The organism is Streptomyces sp. HNM0574, from assembly GCF_012726235.1.
GTDB lineage: Bacteria > Actinomycetota > Actinomycetes > Streptomycetales > Streptomycetaceae > Streptomyces.
Map to the genome: position 1 here is coordinate 245,042 of NZ_JAASAH010000002.1, position 17,794 is coordinate 262,835.

At 74.0% G+C, this 17,794-nt stretch carries 15 protein-coding genes and 1 tRNA gene; 6 read left to right on the forward strand and 10 right to left on the reverse strand.

Going from position 1 to position 17,794, the window contains the following annotated elements:
* Positions 1-154: 154 nt before the first annotated feature.
* The 7 genes from HCC30_RS04695 to HCC30_RS04725 form a co-directional block, all read right to left on the reverse strand.
* Positions 155-1,945 carry a DEAD/DEAH box helicase gene (locus tag HCC30_RS04695; RefSeq protein WP_169440716.1) on the reverse strand — a complete coding sequence of 597 codons (1,791 nt, stop codon included), beginning with the start codon at positions 1,943-1,945 and terminating at the stop codon, positions 155-157.
* A 239-nt stretch (positions 1,946-2,184) separates the two neighbouring features.
* The gene (locus tag HCC30_RS04700; RefSeq protein WP_169440717.1) at positions 2,185-3,282 is read right to left on the reverse strand and encodes a putative sulfate exporter family transporter; all 1,098 of its coding nucleotides are present in this window, start codon (positions 3,280-3,282) and stop codon (positions 2,185-2,187) included.
* Entirely contained in the window at positions 3,282-3,857 is a 576-nt protein-coding gene (locus HCC30_RS04705) for a cysteine dioxygenase family protein (protein WP_169440718.1), read from the reverse strand. Before HCC30_RS04705 ends, HCC30_RS04700 begins: the two co-directional genes overlap by 1 nt.
* A gap of 82 nt (positions 3,858-3,939) precedes the next feature.
* Positions 3,940-4,845, reverse strand: coding sequence for a LysR family transcriptional regulator (locus HCC30_RS04710; protein WP_169440719.1), 906 nt, complete (start codon positions 4,843-4,845; stop codon positions 3,940-3,942).
* Positions 4,846-4,904: 59 nt separating this feature from the next.
* The gene (locus HCC30_RS04715) at positions 4,905-5,312 is read right to left on the reverse strand and encodes a type II toxin-antitoxin system death-on-curing family toxin (protein ID WP_169440720.1); all 408 of its coding nucleotides are present in this window, start codon (positions 5,310-5,312) and stop codon (positions 4,905-4,907) included.
* On the reverse strand, positions 5,309-5,512 hold the full coding sequence (locus HCC30_RS04720) for an Arc family DNA-binding protein (RefSeq protein ID WP_169441392.1): 204 nt from the start codon (positions 5,510-5,512) through the stop codon (positions 5,309-5,311). The genes HCC30_RS04715 and HCC30_RS04720 overlap by 4 nt, the downstream gene beginning before the upstream one ends.
* Positions 5,513-5,568: 56 nt before the next feature.
* Positions 5,569-7,074 carry an MFS transporter gene (locus HCC30_RS04725; protein ID WP_169440721.1) on the reverse strand — a complete coding sequence of 502 codons (1,506 nt, stop codon included), beginning with the start codon at positions 7,072-7,074 and terminating at the stop codon, positions 5,569-5,571.
* A 139-nt stretch (positions 7,075-7,213) separates the two neighbouring features.
* On the opposite strand from HCC30_RS04725, the gene HCC30_RS04730 reads away from it, so the two are divergent.
* Complete coding sequence (locus HCC30_RS04730; protein WP_169440722.1) at positions 7,214-8,098, forward strand: alpha/beta hydrolase; 885 nt, start codon at positions 7,214-7,216, stop codon at positions 8,096-8,098.
* Positions 8,099-8,225: 127 nt separating this feature from the next.
* Positions 8,226-8,300 (forward strand) — tRNA-Cys (locus HCC30_RS04735).
* A gap of 53 nt (positions 8,301-8,353) precedes the next feature.
* On the opposite strand, the gene HCC30_RS04740 is transcribed toward HCC30_RS04735, so the two are convergent.
* Positions 8,354-8,794: a protein phosphatase gene (locus HCC30_RS04740; protein ID WP_169440723.1), complete on the reverse strand. Its 441-nt coding sequence runs from the start codon at positions 8,792-8,794 to the stop codon at positions 8,354-8,356.
* A gap of 305 nt (positions 8,795-9,099) precedes the next feature.
* Between HCC30_RS04740 and HCC30_RS04745 the strand changes: the two genes are divergently transcribed.
* The 4 genes from HCC30_RS04745 (at position 9,100) to HCC30_RS04760 (ending at position 13,133) form a co-directional block, all read left to right on the forward strand.
* Positions 9,100-9,390, forward strand: a complete 291-nt coding sequence (locus HCC30_RS04745; RefSeq protein WP_169441393.1) for a hypothetical protein — start codon at positions 9,100-9,102, stop codon at positions 9,388-9,390.
* 167 nt (positions 9,391-9,557) lie between these two features.
* Positions 9,558-10,316 (forward strand): hypothetical protein, encoded by a 759-nt coding sequence (locus HCC30_RS04750; protein ID WP_346776519.1) that lies wholly within the window; start codon positions 9,558-9,560, stop codon positions 10,314-10,316.
* Between the two features lie 55 nt (positions 10,317-10,371).
* Positions 10,372-12,324, forward strand: coding sequence for a fumarate reductase/succinate dehydrogenase flavoprotein subunit (locus HCC30_RS04755; protein WP_169440725.1), 1,953 nt, complete (start codon positions 10,372-10,374; stop codon positions 12,322-12,324).
* Positions 12,321-13,133, forward strand: coding sequence for a succinate dehydrogenase/fumarate reductase iron-sulfur subunit (locus HCC30_RS04760; protein ID WP_169440726.1), 813 nt, complete (start codon positions 12,321-12,323; stop codon positions 13,131-13,133). The genes HCC30_RS04755 and HCC30_RS04760 overlap by 4 nt, the downstream gene beginning before the upstream one ends.
* Positions 13,134-13,151: 18 nt before the next feature.
* Here HCC30_RS04760 and HCC30_RS04765 read toward each other — a convergent pair whose 3' ends face one another.
* On the reverse strand, positions 13,152-15,002 hold the full coding sequence (locus tag HCC30_RS04765) for a SpoIIE family protein phosphatase (RefSeq protein WP_169440727.1): 1,851 nt from the start codon (positions 15,000-15,002) through the stop codon (positions 13,152-13,154).
* Between the two features lie 305 nt (positions 15,003-15,307).
* On the reverse strand, positions 15,308-17,794 hold the full coding sequence (locus tag HCC30_RS04770) for a SpoIIE family protein phosphatase (RefSeq protein WP_346776491.1): 2,487 nt from the start codon (positions 17,792-17,794) through the stop codon (positions 15,308-15,310).

A 17,794-nucleotide genomic window follows, 5' to 3' on the forward strand; every position in this document is an offset into this window, starting at 1 on the left:
CCGGCACCGCCCTCCGGAAGGCCCTGTCCACTATCCGGGCAGGCGGCGGACAGCCGTCCCCGGCACCCCCGCGCTCACCTGCCGCTTTGTCCCGGAGCCCCGCGTACGCTCCCCAACTCGCCCCGTACGGCGGCGAGTTCGGGGAGGGGCGGGATCACTTCATGCGGGTGGCCCACTCGCGGACCTTCTCGATCCGCGCCTCCAGCTGCCCGGCCGTGGCCTCCGCGCTCGGCGGCCCGCCGCAGGCCCGCCGCAGCTCGTTGTGGATGACGCCGTGCGGCTTCCCGCTCTGGTGCACGTACGCGCCGACGAGGGTGTTGAGCTGCTTGCGCAGGCCCAGCAGTTCCTTGTGCGTGACGACGGGACGCCGCTCGGCGGGCATCTCCAGCAGGTCGGCCTCCTCGTCCGGCCGCTTCCTGCTGTGCGAGATCTGCCGCGCCTGCCGCTTCTGGAGCAGCAGTTGCACCTGGTCCGGCTCCAGCAGCCCCGGGATGCCGAGGTAGTCCTGCTCCTCCTCGCTGCCCGGGTGCGCCTGCATCCCGAACTCGGCGCCGTCGTACATCACCCGGTCGAAGACCGCGTCCGACTCCAGCGCCTCGAAGGGGAGTTGGTCCTGCTCCCCGGTGTCTTCGTCCTGCTCCTTCTCCGCCTCCTTGAGGAGGTCGGCCTCCTCGGCGTACGGGTCGTCCTCGCTGTCCTTCTTCGGCTTGTCGAGGACGTGGTCGCGCTCGACCTCCATCTCGTTGGCGAAGGTCAGCAGCGAGGGGATCGTCGGCAGGAACACCGAGGCCGTCTCGCCGCGCCGCCTGGACCGCACGAAGCGGCCGACGGCCTGCGCGAAGAACAGCGGCGTCGAGATCGTCGTCGCGTACACCCCGACGGCCAGGCGCGGGACGTCGACGCCCTCGGAGACCATCCGGACGGCGACCATCCACCGGTCCTGCGACTGCCGGAAGTCCTCGATCCGCTGCGAGGCGCCGGTGTCGTCGGAGAGCACGACCGTCGCCGCCTGCCCGGTGATCTTGCGGATGAGCTTGGCGTAGGAGCGCGCCGAGTCCTGGTCGCTGGCGATGACCAGGCCGCCCGCGTCGGGGACGGCCTTGCGCACCTCGGTCAGCCGCTGGTCGGCGGCGCGCAGCACGGACGGCATCCACTCGCCCTGCGGGTCGAGCGCCGTGCGCCACGCCTGCGAGATCGCGTCCTTGGTCATCGGCTCGCCGAGCCGCGCCTCGATCTCGTCGCCCGCCTTGGTGCGCCAGCGCATGTTGCCGCTGTACGACAGGAAGATCACGGGGCGGACGACGCCGTCGTCGAGCGCGCTGCCGTAGCCGTAGGTGTAGTCCGCGACGGAGCGGCGGATGCCCTCGGCGTCCTCCGCGTAGTCGACGAAGGGGATCGGGTTGGTGTCCGAGCGGAACGGCGTACCCGTGAGGGCGAGCCGCCGCGTCGCCGGTTCGAACGCCTCCTGGCACGCCTCGCCCCAGGAGCGGCTGTCTCCCGCGTGGTGGATCTCGTCCAGGATGACCAGGGTCTTGCGCTGCTCGACGCGGTTGCGGTGCAGCATCGGGCGGACGCCGACACCGGCGTAGGTCAGCACCACCCCGTGGTACTCCTTGCCGAGCGGGCCCGCGCTGTACTCCGGGTCCAGCTTGATGCCGAGCCGGGCCGCCGCCTCGGCCCACTGCTTCTTCAGGTGCTCGGTCGGGGCGACGACCGTGACCTGCTGCACGATGTGGTGGTGCAGCAGCCAGGACGCCAGCGTCAGCGCGAACGTGGTCTTGCCCGCGCCCGGGGTCGCGACCGCGAGGAAGTCACGCGGCTGCGCCTCGATGTACGAGTCCATCGCCGCCTGCTGCCAGGCACGCAGCTTGCTGGCCGTGCCCCAGGGGGCCCGGCCGGGGAAGGCGGGCGAGAGGTGATTGTTGGAGGTGGTGGCGGTACTCACGGTCTCCGTCGGGGTCGGCACCTGTTCGCGGGGTCGCGCTCCGCGTGCGTACCGTGCGCGGGGCACGGCGGACTCGCGGGCTCGTCTCGTGCACGGGTCGCGGGAGCGGCTCGCGCACGAGCGGTCGAAGCAACCGCGTCAGCCTACCCGCGCCGGGTGACCCTTCGGCGGACTCCGCCCCGTACCGCGGGCAGGGTGCGAGCTAGCTCACACGGGGCGGCCGGGGCGGACGCGGGGCGTCACGTGGTGAGCAGCACGCCCGCGTAGCCGACGCCCGCGATCACCACCCAGGAGCACAGCCCGAGCAGCGCGACCCGGCCCCCGGTGCGGGCCAGGGACGGCAGGTGCACGGCGCTGCCGAGGCCGAACAGGGCCGCGGCGAGCAGCAGTTCCTGCGCGGTTCCGGCCGCGTCGAGGGCGGCGGCGGGCAGCAGCCCGGTGGTGCGCAGCAGCACCATGGCGAGGAAGCCGAGGACGAACAGCGGCACCAGCGGCGGCCGCCGCGTCCGCGCGGACGCGGCGGAGCCCGCGTGCGCCCGCCTGCGCCGTACGGACAGCGCGACGGCGGCGACGAGCGGGGCCAGCAGCGCGACCCGCATCAGCTTCACCAGCACGGCCTGGCCGAGCGCGTGCTCCCCCGCGGTCTGCGCGGTGGCCACGACCTGGCCGACGTCGTGCACCCCGGCGCCGACCCAGCGTCCGAACTGGCCGTCGTCCAGGCCCAGCGGGTGCTGGAGCAGCGGCAGCACGGCGATCGCGAGGGTGCCGCACAGGGTGACGAGCGCGACCGAGGTCGCGGTGTCCCGCTCCAGCTCGCGGTCGGCGGCCGGGTCGCCGCCGCGGCGCACCTCGGCGACGGCGCCGATCGCGGAGGCGCCGCAGATCGAGTAGCCGGTGGCGATCAGCAGCGGCTGGTCGCCGGGCAGTCCGAGGCGGCGCCCCAGCCACACGGTGCCGGCGAACGTCGCCGCGACGACGGCGCACACCATCAGCACCGTCGCCCAGCCGATCCCCAGCACGTCCCCGACGCTCAGCTTCAGCCCGAGCAGCACGATTCCGGCCCGCATCAGCCGCTTCCCCGCCAGCGACAGCCCCGGACGGCAGGCGCCGTTCACCAGTCCGCGCGCGCCCGGCAGGTGCGCGGCGAGGATGCCGAGCAGCACCGCCGCCGTCAGCAACGGCACGGCGGGCAGCAGCAGATGGACGCCCGCCGCCACCGCGACCCCGGACACCGCGAGCGCCAGCCCGGGCAGCGCGCCGGGCCCGCGCGGGGCGGGGGCGCCGGTTCCGCGCGGGCCGTGCGGCTTCGTGGACGGCCGGGTCCCCAGCAGCGCCATCAGCGGTCGGCCGGAAGGTCGTAGACGCGGCGGACGCTGGTGCCCAGGCGGGAGATGTCGGCGCCGTAGAGGTGCAGCGAGACGGCCTTCTCCCCGCAGCCGTTCCACACCCGGTGGATGTCGCCGGGCGGCGCGAAGCCGCAGACGGAGCCCTGCGGGTTGGTGACGTCCTCGGTCGCCACGAGCGTCGCGCGCTCCCCGACGGCGCCGGCGGGCAGCAGCCGGTAGCGCCGCTCGTGCTCCTCGCCCCGGTGGACGCCGGTGACGCACCAGGAGACGTGGTCGTGCACGGAGGTGGCCTGCCCGGGCAACCAGACCAGCGCGACGACGGAGAAGCTGCCGTCGTCCTCCGCGTGCAGCAGGTGCTGGCGGTAGCGCTCGGGGTCGCCCTCGGTCTGCGCGGGCGTCAGCAGGTCGCGGGCGCCGAGGTGCGGGGCGAGCTTCTCGCCGACGAGGTAGGCGGTGACGTCGGGTGCCAGTCCCCGGCCGACGGCCTCGCGGACGTCGGCGACCAGGGCGTCGAGCCGGGCGGTACGGGTCGTGGGAGCGGCGGCTGCCGAAAGCGGAGGGGCCATGTCCGGCAGCGTCGCGGGGGCACGAACAGGCGTCCAACGACGGTTTGTTGGCCCTCCGCTCGGGCCGGCTTATGGATGCCGCTCAGCAGCCGACGCGGTTGGCGGCCACCCGGCGCAGCTCCTCCAGCACCAGCGCCGTCGCGGGGATCTCCAGGTGCTCGCGGAGGACGTACGCCGACACCTGCCGACGCGAGGCCGGGTCCAGCGCGCGGCCGGTGACCTTGTTGTGCGTGAGGAAGGAGAGCACCAGGCCCGGCATCATCGCGATCCCCAGCCCCTCGGCGACGAGGCTCTGCACGACGAGGTTGTCGTCCGTGGTGAACGCGATGTCCGGGGCGAAGCCCAGTTCGGCGCACTCGTGCAGGAAGTTGGCCCGGCAGCGCAGGCAGCCCGCGATCCACCGCTCCCCCGACAGCTCCTCCAGCCGCACCGCGCGCCGCCCGGCCATCGGGTGGCCCGTCGGCATCAGCACCGTCAGCTGGTCCTCCATCAGCGGGATGGCGACCAGTTCCTCGGGCACCTGTTCGCGCAGGCCCGGGTAGGTGAAGGCGAGCGTGATGTCGCACTCGCCGCGCACCACGCGCTCCAGCGACTCGGGCGGCTCCTGCTCCTGGAGCTCGACCCGTATCCCGGGGTGCGCGGACGCGAGCCCGGCCAGCGCCTCGGGCATCAGCGTCGCGCCCGCGCTGGGGAAGGCGCAGACCCGTACGCGGCCCTCGCGCAGCCCGGTCAGCGCGGACATCTGACGCTCGGCCGTCGCGATCGAGTCGAGGATGACGCCCGCGTGCCGGGCCAGCGCCTCACCGGCCTCGGTCAGCCGCATCCGCCGCCCGGCCCGGACGAACAGCGGGCTCCCGACGGCCCGTTCGAGCCCCTTCATCTGCTGCGTGATCGCCGGCTGCGTGTACCCCAGCTCCCGCGCCGCCGCCGTGTACGAACCGCAGCGGACCACCGTGTGGAACGTCTTGATGTGCCGGGAATCGAACATGCCCGCAACCATAAGCAGAATTTGGGATCGCGGGACAGGGGGCCTCGGCGGCTTCTGGATCAGGGGCGGGGGGCCGCCGACCCGGGCTGCTCCTCATGCAGATCACGAAGGACCCGGGCAATCGAGGACGTCTCCTCGACCTTGCCCGCGGCGATGTCCATCACGAGGGCGAACGCACGGTCCTGGTCGACGCCCACCATGTCCGCCCCGTTGAAGTCCAGGAAGACGACGGCGCACATCCAGGCGGTGCGTTTGTTCCCGTCCAGCAGAGGGTGGTTGCACGTCAGCGAGTGCAACAGCGCCGCCGCCTTCTCGAACAGGCCCGGATATGCCTCGACGCCGAACATCTGCGACCGCGGTCGCGCCATGGCGGAGTCCAGGAGCCCCAGGTCCCGCACCGCGACCTCCTGCTCGGAACACGCGAGCTGCGCAAGGTCGAGCGCTTCCTGCACCGTCAGGTACTTCACGCACCCTCACCCAGCCTGCGCAGCAGGTCGGCATGGCGCGTGGCGTACTTGGCACCCAGCTTGCGGACGGTCTCCCGGTCAGCCTCCTCGACGAGATACCGCTCGACCGCCTGAAGCACCACCGCGTGCATGCTGCGCCCCTCCAGCTCCGCCCGCTCCTTGAGGGAGTCCTGAACATCTTCCGGCAGTCTCAGATTCATAGCCATACCAGAAAGATACCGCCGGTGACCCCAAAGTGGTACCACGCGCGGGCCCCTCACTCCGCCCGCAGCCTCCCCGCCGCCGCCGTGGCCAGGGCGGCTGTCGCGGCGGAGACGGTGTAGACCGCGAGGAAGGCGAGGGGGCGGTCGGTGGAGGTGGGCTGGGCCGTGCTGACGTGGGACGACGCGGAGACGGAGCCGCCGCCGAGGGCGGCGAAGACGGCACCCGTCGCGGCGAGGAGGACGACGTTCGAGAGGCTGTCGGACATCTGGAGCGCGGCCGAGTTCCGGCCGGTCTCCTCCGGTTCGGACAGCCGGAGCAGCAGCACGCTCACCGAGGAGATGACCAGCCCCATCCCGAAGCAGGCCAGCGCCATCGCGACGGCCAGCGTCCACACCGGTACCGCCGGGAGCAGCACCACGGGGATGTACGCGATCCCGCCCGTGACCAGCAGCATTCCGCCCCGCACCAGGCGTACCCGGTGCGGTTCCATCCGGGGGCGCGACTGCGTCCAGGAGCCGAGCGCCCAGGTCACGCCGCCCGCGGCCAGGGTCAGCCCGGCCAGCGTCACCGGCACCCCGCGCTGGGTCACCAGCATCAGCGGGACGAAGCTCTCCGCGACGATGAACGAGCCCGCCGCCAGCCCGCGCAGCAGCACCACCGCCGGCAGCCCGCGCGCCGCCCGGTAGGTCCCGCGCGGCAGCAGCCGGAGCGCGGACGGGACGAGCAGCGCGGCGCCGAGCACGGCGGGGACGAGGGAGAGCGGGCGCAGTTCCTGGCCCGCGTACTGGAGCAGCCCGGCGCCCACCGCGAGCACCACCGCCGTCCGTAGCCGCCCCCGCTCCTCCGCACGCCGCCCCTCCTCGCCGGGCCCCGGGACGTCGCGGGCGCGCGGGGGCGGGCCCGAGGCGGCGCGGGTCAGCGGCGGCAGCATCGCCGCGAGCGGGCCGAGCACGAGCAACGGGATGCCGAGGAACACCCAGCGCCAGCCCAGCTGTTCGGTGACCGTGCCGGAGACCAGCGGCCCCACGACGGAGGGGATCACCCAGGAGGCGGCGAAGGCGGCCAGCACCGTCGGCCGCAGCCGCTCGGGGTAGGCCCGGCTGACGGTGACGTACAGCGCGACGATCACCAGTCCCCCGCCGACGCCCTGCACCGCGCGGCCCAGGACGAAGACCCACATGGCCGCCGCCGTCCCGGACAGCACCAGCCCCGCGCCGAAGGCCGCGATGCCCACGCCCAGCGGGACGACGGGCCCGCGCCGGTCGCACCAGATCCCCGAGCCGACCATGCCGAGCAGGCAGGTCGTGAAGTAGGCGGAGAAGGCGAAGGCGTACTCGGACACGCCGTTCAGCTCGCTCACCGCGACCGGCATCGCGGTGCCGACCGCGGTCGCCTCGAAGGCGATCAGCAGGACGACGGAGACGATGCCGAGCGTCAGTGCCCGGTACGGGCGGGAGAGCACGGAGCCGGCGGGCGCGGTCGCCGGGGCCTCCGGCTCGGAACCGGCCGTCCGCGCGGGCCGCGTCGCGGGCTCGCCCACGTCGTCGAAAGCGCTCATGGGCGCCAAGGTACGGGCCCAACACCCGGGCGCGCGCCTGTCTTTCGGCCGTTGCCGGGTCGGCCGTCCGGCCTAGGGCGCGGGTGCCGGAGGAGCCGGGCGCGGGCGGCACCGGCGCCCTTTCGGGCAGGCTGGAGCCATGCCGCACTTCACCTCGTACGACGGAGCACAGCTCGCCTACCGGGTCCTGGGCCACCGGGACCCCGGCCCGGGCGGGGCACCGGTGGTCTGCCTCGCGGGCGGGCCCGCGCGGGACGCCGCCTACCTCGGCGGGCTCGGCGGACTCGACGCCCGCGTCCCGCTCGTCGTCCCCGACGCGCGCGGCACCGGCGCCTCGCCGACCGCCGCCGACCCCGCCGGGTACGCCTTCCCCCGGCTCGCCGAGGACGTCGAGGCGCTCCGCGCGCACCTGGGCCTGGACCGGTTCGCGCTGCTCGCGCACGACGCGGCGGCCGCGACGGCGCAGGCGTACGCGGCGGCGCACCCGGAGCGGCTGAGCTCCCTGGTGCTGCTCAACCCCGGGTCCAGGCTCCAGGGCCGGCTGCCGCACGACGCGCGCGAGATCTTCGAGTCGCGGGCGGCCGACGAGGACTGGTGGGAGGACGCCTACGTCGCCGTCCAGCTGCTCCAGCACGCCGACGACCTGGACGAGATCCGCGACCTGCTGCTGCGTGCGGCACCCATGGCGTACGCCAGATGGGAGGGGCCGCAGCAGGAGCACGCGCTGGCCGAGGGCGAGCAGCTCAACCCCGTTCCGCGCGCGGCCTTCTGGCAGGGCGTCGACGAGGCGGCGGGCGACGCGATCGTGGCCGGACTGGCGGCCGTCGAGGCGCCGGTGCTGGTCGTCACCGGCGCACTGGACGCGATCACCGGGGTGCGCGGCGGCGAGTACGTCGCGGAGTGCTTCCCCGAGGCGCGCGTGGTCCGCCTTCCGGAGGTGGGGCACTACCCGTGGGTGGACGCGCCGCAGACCTTCGTCCCCCTCGTGGCGGACTTCCTGCGGGGGACCTCGGAGGGGGCGTGAACTCCCCCGTGTGAACGGCGTGTTGCACTCCCGCGACAGGGACCGGCGGCCCCTTGCCCGGGCGGCGCGCGGCGGCGAGAGTCGTGGTGTGCGGACCGCAGCCGGAGACGGCGCGGCACCGCACCGGGGCCGTGTGCCCGAGTGGCTGAGGGGCCGGCCTGCAAAGCCGGTTACGCGGGTTCGATTCCCGCCACGGCCTCCACGACCGGGGGCGCTCCGCACCAGCGGGGCGCCCCCGGCCAGCCGCACGCCCCCTCAGACCGTGAACCGCCGTACGTACCGCTTCTGCCACGGGGTCTCGACCGCGCGCTGGTCGTAGCCGCGGCGCACGTACGCGACCGCCTCGCCCGCGGGGACGCCGTCCAGTACGGCGAGGAGGGCGAGGGCCGTGCCGGTGCGGCCGCGGCCGCCGGCGCAGGCGAGTTCGACGCGTTCGGCGGCGGCCCGCTCCCACACCTCGCCGAGGACGGCGCGCGCCTCGGCCCGGTCGGCCGGCAGGCGGAAATCCGGCCACCGCAGCCACCGCGCCTCCCAGGGCTTCGCCGGAGGCGGGCCGCCCAGCAGGTACACCCCGAACTCCGGCTCCGGGCCGGGCGGTTGGGGCGCGCGCAGCCCGCGCCCGCGCACCAGCCGCCCGGAGGGGAGCACCAGGACGCCGGGGCCGTCCGCCGGCCAGGTCTTCGCGGGCTCGCTCATCAGGTCACCGTAGCCGTGCCGGGGCGCGGCGAACCCCTGTCGCGGGCAGGCGAGTTCGAGCCGGGGTACGTCGCGCGGGCGTAATGGCGTACCGCGGCCTTCACAAGCGGAGTGTGACGCGCAACACTCTCGCCACGCACAGGCCGCACGCGCCGGCCCCGCAACCGGAGCCGGGCCGGGCCCCGAGCCGACCGCACCCCTCGCGGAGGTGGCACGCCATGTCGCCCGACACGTCACCGCACACCAGCCCCACCGGCCCCACGACCCCGCGCACCCCCTCGCAGCACGCACCCCCGGACACGGCCCTGACCGCCGAACTGGCCGCCGCCCAACGGCTGCTGGACGACCTGACCCGCAGCGTCTGCCGGCTGGAGCAGCGCGTCGGCAGCGGTCTGGAGGTGCGGCGGCTGCGCAGCGACACCGAGCACCTGCGGGAGTCCCTCTCGCTGCTGCGCGCCGCGTCCCCCGAGGACCCGGACCGCCCCGCGCCGCCCACCCCCGAGATGGTCGCCATCCCGGACCAGCCCTACGACTACGCCCTGTGGGCCGACGCCGACGACGAGGGCCTCGGCTCCCGGGACCGGCGCGCGCCCTGACCGGACCGGCGCCCGACCCCGCCAGGCCCGAACCGCCCTCGTCGTACGGAGAGTTCCCGTTGGCCACCGACACCGGACAACCGCCGCCCTCCCCCGACCCGTCACCGTCCTCCAGACCGGACCCAGGACCGCGTGCACGCGGCGTACGCTCCGGGTCGCGGGCCGCGATCCCCGAGCCGCACCTGCGCCGCGACCGCTGGTGGCTCTCCCCCGCGCTGACCGCCCTCGGGCTGCTGGCCTTCGTCGTCTACTCGTCCTGGCGGGCCTTCGCGAACGCGGACTACTACGCGGCGCCCTACGTCTCCCCGTTCTACTCGCCCTGCTTCGCGGCGAACTGCGCGGAGATGAAGGGCGGCCCCAACCTGCCGCTGTTCGGGGAGTGGTGGGGCCTCTCGCCCGCGCTGATCATCCTGGTCTTCCCGCTGGGCTTCCGGCTGACCTGCTACTACTACCGCAAGGCGTACTACCGCGGGTTCTGGGCCTCGCCCCCGGCCTGCGCCGTCGCCGAGCCGCACCGGCGCTACTCGGGCGAGACCCGCTTCCCGCTGATCCTGCAGAACCTGCACCGGTACTTCTTCTACGCGGCGCTGCTGGTCGCCCTCGTCCTGACCTGGGACACCGTGCTGGGCTTCCGGGACGCGGAGTACGCCTGGGGGCACATGGGCCTGGGGACCGTCGTGTTCCTCGTCAACATCGTGCTGATCTGGGCGTACACGCTCTCCTGCCACTCCTGCCGGCACATCGTCGGCGGCCGCCTTCGGCACTTCTCCCAGCACCCGGTGCGCTACCGGCTGTGGGGCTGGGTGGGCCGGCTCAACCAGCACCACATGCTGCTGGCCTGGGCCTCCCTGATCAGCGTCGCGCTGGCGGACTTCTACGTCTACCTGCTGGCGACGGGCACCTTCACCGACCCCCGGCTGTTCTGAGACGCGCACCGCACCGTCCGCACCGTCCGTCCCGTCCGAGAGGGATTCACCAGACATGACGCACGTGGAACGCCGGCAGTGGGACGTCGTGATCGTCGGTGCCGGGGGAGCCGGGCTGCGGGCCGCGATCGAGGCGCGCGAGGCGGGTATGCGCACCGCCGTCATCTGCAAGTCCCTGTTCGGCAAGGCCCACACGGTGATGGCCGAGGGCGGCATCGCCGCCAGCATGGGCAACGTCAACGACGGCGACAACTGGAAGGTGCACTTCCGGGACACCATGCGCGGCGGCAAGTTCCTCAACCACTGGCGGATGGCCGAGCTGCACGCCAGGGAGGCGCCCGAGCGGGTGTGGGAACTGGAGACCTGGGGCGCGCTGTTCGACCGCACGGCCGACGGCCGGATCTCGCAGCGCAACTTCGGCGGCCACGAGTACCCGCGCCTCGCGCACGTCGGCGACCGTACCGGCCTGGAGCTGATCCGCACCCTCCAGCAGAAGACCGTCGCCCTCCAGCAGGAGGACCACAGGCTGAGCGGGGACCACGAGGCCCGGCTGAAGGTCTACCAGGAGTGCACCGTCACCCGGGTCCTCAAGGACGAGGCGGGCCGGGTCTCCGGGGTGTTCTGCTACGAGCGCGAGTCCGGCCGGTTCTTCGTGCTGGAGGCGCCCGCCGTGGTACTGGCGACGGGCGGCATCGGCAAGTCGTTCAAGGTGACGTCCAACTCCTGGGAGTACACCGGCGACGGGCACGCGCTCGCGCTGCTCGCGGGCGCCTCGCTGGTCAACATGGAGTTCGTGCAGTTCCACCCCACGGGCATGGTCTGGCCGCCGTCGGTCAAGGGCATCCTGGTCACCGAATCGGTGCGCGGCGACGGCGGGGTGCTGCGCAACGCCGACGGCAGACGCTTCATGTTCGACTACATCCCCGAGGTCTTCCGCGAGAAGTACGCCGAGACGGAGGCCGAGGGCGACGGCTGGTACGACGACCCCGACCACCACCGCAGGCCGCCCGAACTGCTGCCCCGCGACGAGGTGGCCCGCGCCATCAACGCCGAGGTCAAGGCGGGCCGCGGCTCCCCGCACGGCGGGGTGTACCTGGACGTCTCCAGCCGGATGCCGGCCGAGGTCATCGCCCGCCGGCTGCCGTCCATGCACCACCAGTTCAAGGAACTCGCCGACGTCGACATCACCGCCGAGCCGATGGAGGTCGGCCCGACCTGCCACTACGTGATGGGCGGCGTCGACGTCGACCCGGACACCGCGGCCGCCGTCGGCGTGCCCGGGCTGTACGCGGCGGGCGAGGTCGCCGGCGGCATGCACGGCAGCAACCGGCTCGGCGGCAACTCCCTCTCCGACCTGCTGGTCTTCGGCCGCCGCGCGGGCCTGCACGCGGCCGAGTACGCCGCCGGGTACGCGGCGGACGGGCGCCCGGCGGTCGGCGAGGCGGAACTGGCCGCGGCGGCCGCCGAGGCGCTGCACCCGTTCAGCGCGGCGGAGGACGCGGCCGGGGGACCTGAGGCGGAGAACCCGTACACGCTGCACCAGGAGCTCCAGCGGACGATGAACGACCTGGTCGGCATCATCCGCCGCGAGGAGGAGATGGCCGGTGCGCTCACGGTGCTGGCCGGGCTGCGCGAGCGCGCGGAGCGGGCCGGGGTGGAGGGGCACCGCCAGTTCAACCCGGGCTGGCACCTGGCCCTCGACCTGCGGAACATGCTGCTGGTCAGCGAGTGCGTGGCCCGCGCCGCGCTGAACCGTACGGAGTCGCGCGGCGGCCACACCCGCGACGACCACCCGGAGATGGTCCGCGAGTGGCGCCGCGCCAACCTCGTCTGCACGCTGCGGAGTTCACCGGGGACGGCGGACGACGGGGACGCGGCGGCCGCCACGCCCGGCCGGATCGCGCTGCGGCGCCGCGAGATGCCGCCGATCCGCGCCGACCTGCTGGAGCTGTTCGAGAAGGACGAGCTGAGGAAGTACCTGACGGACGAGGAGCTGGGACTCGCATGACGACGGCGGAGACGGGCACGCAGGCGGCGGACTCCGGCAGCTACGAGGGCCGGTTCCGGGTCTGGCGCGGCGACGTGGAGGGCGGCGGCCTGGAGGACTTCCGGGTCGAGGTCAACGAAGGCGAGGTCGTCCTCGACATCGTGCACCGCATCCAGGCCACCCGGGCCCCCGACCTGGCCGTGCGGTGGAACTGCAAGGCGGGCAAGTGCGGTTCGTGCAGCGCCGAGGTCAACGGCAGGCCCCGGCTGCTGTGCATGACCCGGATGTCGGTCTTCGACCGCGCGGAGACGGTCACGGTCACCCCGCTGCGCGCCTTCCCCGTCGTACGGGACCTGGTCACCGACGTCGGCTTCAACTACACCAAGGCCCGCGAGGTACCCGCGTTCGTGCCGCCGGAGGGGCTCGGGCCCGGCGAGTACCGGATGCAACAGGAGGACGTGGGGCGCTCGCAGGAGTTCCGCAAGTGCATCGAGTGCTTCCTGTGCCAGGACACCTGCCACGTGGTCCGCGACCACGAGGAGAACAAGGAGGCGTTCGCCGGGCCCCGCTTCCTGATGCGGATCGCCGAGCTGGACATGCACCCGCTGGACGCGGCCGAGGACAGGGGCCTGGACCGCAGGTCCACCGCGCAGGACGAACACGGCCTCGGCTACTGCAACATCACCAAGTGCTGCACCGAGGTGTGCCCCGAGGGCATCCGGATCACCGACAACGCGCTGATCCCGCTCAAGGAGCGTGCCGCCGACCGGAAGTACGACCCGCTGGTGTGGCTGGGCAACAAGATCCGCCGCCGGGGCGCGTCCGACTGAGCTGCCGGGGCCCGGCGTTCAGAAGAGGCTGAGCAGCGCGTCCGTCGGGTCGGAGGGTTTCGTGTCGCCGTCGGGCAGGGCCAGTTCGAACCAGACGGTCTTGCCCTTCGGCGTCCGCCTGCTCCCCCAGCCCATGCTGAGCAGCCCCACCAGTTGCAGCCCGCGCCCGCCCTCGTCGGTGTCGTGCGCGCGGCGGCGGCGCGGCTGCACCAGGCCGCCGTCCCACACCTCGCACACCAGGGTGCGGTCGAGCAGCAGCCGGACCCGGATGTCGCCCTCGCCGTGCCGCAGCGCGTTCGTCACCAGCTCGCTGACCAGCAGTTCGGTGGTGTCGGCCAGTCCGTCCAGGTCCCAGGCGCCCAGCTGTTCGCGGGCGTGCTCGCGGGCGCGGGCGACGGAGCGCGGCTCGGCGGGCAGCGTCCAGTCGCCGACGGACTCCGCGGGCAGGCCCTGGACGCGGGCCATGAGCAGGGCGATGTCGTCCTCGCCGTGGTGCACGTTGAGGGTGTTCAGCACCCGGTCGGCGACGTCCTCCAGCGGTTCGGTGGAGTCGGTGAGCGCGGCACGGAAGGCGTCCAGGCCCTCGTCGAGCGGGTGTTCGCGGGACTCGACGAGCCCGTCGGTGTAGAGCGCGAGCATGGCTCCGTCCGGCAGCTCGACCTCGATCTCCTCGAAGGGTTCGCCGCCCACCCCGAGCGGCACCCCCTTGGGGACCTCCAACAGCAGGGCGGGTTCGCCGGGTTCGACGACGATGGGCGGCAGGTGTCCGGCGTTGGCGATGGTGCAGCGCCGGGTGACCGGGTCGTAGACGGCGAAGATGCAGGTCGCGAGGTACACCTCGGAGAGGTCGGTGCCGCCGCGCTGGGAGCGGGGCGGGCCGCTCAGCCCGCGCGCGATCTCGTCCAGCGCGCCGATGACCTCGGCCGGTTCCATGTCGGTGGTCTGCGCCAGCGTCCGTACGGCGGTGCGGAGTTCGCCCATGGCGACGGCCGCGCGCAGGCCGCGGCCCATCACGTCGCCGACGACGACGGCCGTGCGGTGGCCCGGGAGTTCGATGACGTCGAACCAGTCTCCGCCGACCTCGGTCGCGGAGTTGCCCGGCAGGTAGCGGCAGGCGATGTCGAGCCCCGCGGCCTCCGGGTCGTCCGGCGGCAGCAGGCTGCGTTGCAGTATCAGGGCGCGCTCGTGTTCGCGGCGGTAGAGGCGCGCGTTGTCGATGCAGACGGCGGCGCGGGAGGCGAGCTCTGCCGCGAGCGCGGCGTCCCGCTCGCCGAACGGCTCGCTGCCCTTGGCCCGGGAGAACTGCGCGAGGCCCAGCACCCGCCCGCGCGCCGTCATCGGCACGGCCAGCGTGGACTGGACGACCGAGCCGAACGCGTCGGCGGCCCCGGCCCCTTGGCCCGGAATGTGCTGAACCCGGCCCGTACGCAGGGCCGTCGCGCAGGAGGAGCCGAAGGCGTAGCAGTGCGTGGCGCCGACGCTGACGGGGCTGCGCCCGTCCAGCCCGCCCATGCCGTGCCCGGGCGGCGCGTGACCGGCCGGCCCGTGGTCGTCGGGTGCGTGCCCGTTCTGGCCCGGCAGCAGCGTCAACGGGGCGTCGGCGACAGCGCTCGCGTAGGCGACACGGCGGAGCTCGCCGCTGCTGTCCCCCGGCCCGGCGGGGCGCGGTTCGTCCCCGGCGAGGACGTCGCGGTAGAGGTCGACGGAGGCGAGGTCGCAGAACTGCGGTACGGCCACGTCGAGGAGTTCGCGCGCCGTCGTCTCCAGGTCGAGGGAGTTCCCGATGCGCGCTCCGGCGGCGTTGAGCAGGGCCAGGGCACGCCGCACGTCGTCCGGCTTGCCCGCCGCCTCAACTGGGATGTCGCTCAATGCCGCCCCTTCCCGCGACCCGTGAGTGTCCCGGTCCGAGCAGTGTCGCAGGTCAACGCCCCACGGGAGAATGCTCTTTCCGATCGCTGCACGATTTTCTGCCGGTTACGACAAAACTCCGTCGCCGCACACATCACTGTGCGGGCTCCCCCGTCTGTCCACCGGGGGTCACCCCTGACTCCTAACCAGCCAGGACGCGCGTGAACCTCGCTCGGACGACGATCACGCCCACGTCACCGGCACGATCTCGTGAACCGCGGAGGACGCCGGGTGACGCGGGCCGCGCGGGACGGCCCCGAGGGGGTTCAGGGCAGGGCGAGTTCGAACCAGACGGTCTTTCCCATCGGCCCGTGCCGGGTCCCCCAGCGCCTGGCCTCGCGGGCGACGAGCTGGATGCCGCGGCCGCCCTCGTCGTCGGTGGTGACGGAGCGTTCACGGGGCGGGTCGGGCAGCGGGTCGGAGACCTCCACGAGCAGCGAACTCCCGCGCACCATGCGCACGCCGATCGGACCGTGCGCGTACCGCTGCGAGTTGGTCACCAGCTCGCTGACCAGCAGCACCGCCGTGTCCTCCAGCGCGGACAGCCCCCACTCGTGCAGCGCCGCCCGCACCACCCGGCGCGCGTGCCGCACCGCGTACCGCTCGGCCGCGAAGGTCCACGAGGCCGCACTGCCCTCCGGCAGCCCGCCGAGCCGGGCCATCAGCAGCGCGACGTCGTCGGCCGCCTCGGCCCCGTTGCGGCTGGTCAGGTCGGCGAGCAGCTCGTCGCAGAGCCCCTCCAGGCGGGGCGCGGGGCCGTCGTGCCGGGCCGGGGCCCGGGTCAGCAGCGTGCGCAGACGCTCCAGGCCCTCGGTGATGTCCTCGCCCCGCGACTCGACGAGCCCGTCGGTGTAGAGGACGAGCACCGAGCCGTCCTCGACGTCGATTTCGGTGGTCTCGAACGGGACGCCGCCGACCCCGAGCGGAGCGCCGGTGGGCAGGTCGAGCGCCCGCGCCCGCCAGCCGGCGTCCGGCGCGTCCCCGCTCCGGGTGAGCAGCAGCGGCGGCACGTGCCCGGCCGTGCTCAGCGCGCAGCGGCGGGTCGAGGGGTCGTAGACGGCGTAGAGGCAGGTGGCGACGAGGGTGCCGTCGGGCCCGCCCTCGGCGAGGCCGTCGGCGAGGTCGTTGATCCGGCGGAGCAGCTCGTCGGGCGGCAGGTCGAGCGCGGCGAGGGTGCGCACGGCGGTGCGCATCTGCCCCATGGTGACGGCGGAGCGCAGCCCGTGCCCCGTCACGTCGCCGACGACGAGCGCGACCCGGCCGCCCGCGAGCGGGATGACGTCGAACCAGTCGCCGCCGACCTCGATGCCGCTGCTCGCGGGCAGATAGCGGTAGGCGACCTCGATGCCGGGCGCCTCGGGCACGCGCTGCGGCAGCAGGCTGCGCTGGAGCATGAGGGCGCCCTCGCGCTCGCGCGCGTAGAGCCGGGCGTTGTCGAGGGAGATGCCGGCCCGGTCGCTGAGCTCCATGGCGAGGCCGACGTCCTCGGCGCCGAAGGCGTCGCGTCCCTTGGCCCGGCTGATGATCAGGACGCCGAGGACGATGCCCCGCGCCCGCAGCGGCACCGCGAGCAGCGAGTGGATGCCCAGCTCGCGCGCGATGTCCAGCTTGGGGTCGTCCGGGTCGGCGGCCTCGGTGATCTCCTCCCAGGTCGTGGTCAGCAGCGGGGCGCCGGTGTGCAGGACCCGGCCGAACAGCGTGCCGGGCAGGTACGCGGCCTCCTGCGTGACGTGGAAGAGCTCGTCGACGACCGGCCCGGCGTCCCGTGCCGCGTAGCCGGCCTGCATCAGCGGTGTGCCGGGCACGGGTTCCGCGTCGGCGCCGGGCAGTTCGCCGCCCTCGGCGAGCGGCGCGGCGAGCATCACCCCGGCGTAGTCGGCGAAGCGCGGGACGAGCGCGGCGGCGAGCGCCTGCGAGACGGCGTGCACGTCGAGCAGGTCGGCGAGCGCGACGCCGACGTCGTCGAGCAGCGCCAGCCGCTCGCGCGCGGACTCGGCCTTGCGGAGCGCGTCGCGCCGCTCGGTCATGTCCATCACGGTGCAGCTGACGCCGAGCACCGTCCCGTCGTGGTCGGCGAGCCTGCTGTAGGAGACGGAGCGGGCGCCGACCCCGTCGGGCGCGCGGACCAGCCGGTCGACGACGGGCCTGCCGGTCTTGAGCACGGACGCCTGGACGGCGGCGACCTCGGCGGCCATGGCCGGCGGCAGCACCTCGTGGACGCTCTTGCCGGGGTAGCTGTCGGCCGGGCCGCCGTGCAGCCGTGCGAGGGCCTCGTTGACGCGGACGTACCGCTTGTCGGTGTCGAAGAAGGCGATGCCGAGCGGCGAGGAGACGAAGAGGGCGTCGAGCGCGGCGAGGTCGTGCTCGACGGCGCGGATGCGGCTGGTCTCGACGATGTCGGCGAGGACGAAGGGGTGCGACTCGGTGTCGGTGAGCACCGAGGCCCGCCCCTCGACCTCGACGACGTGCCCCTGCCGGTGGTGGACGTGCAGGATGCCGCGCCAGCGCAGGGCGTGCCGCAGCTCGTGCCGGATGGCGACGTCCTCGCCGGGTGCGAGGAACTCGGTGATCGGGCGCCCCATGGTCTGCCCGGCCTCCCAGCCGAGGATCTCCTCGGTGGTGGGGCTCCACAGGAGGATGCGGCCGTCGTCGTCGAGCATGACGGTGCCCACGCGGAGGATGTCGAGCAGCGAGGCCGTGCGGGGTTCGACGGGCACACCGCCGTCGGCTCCGTCGCCCAGGTCTTCGTTCAC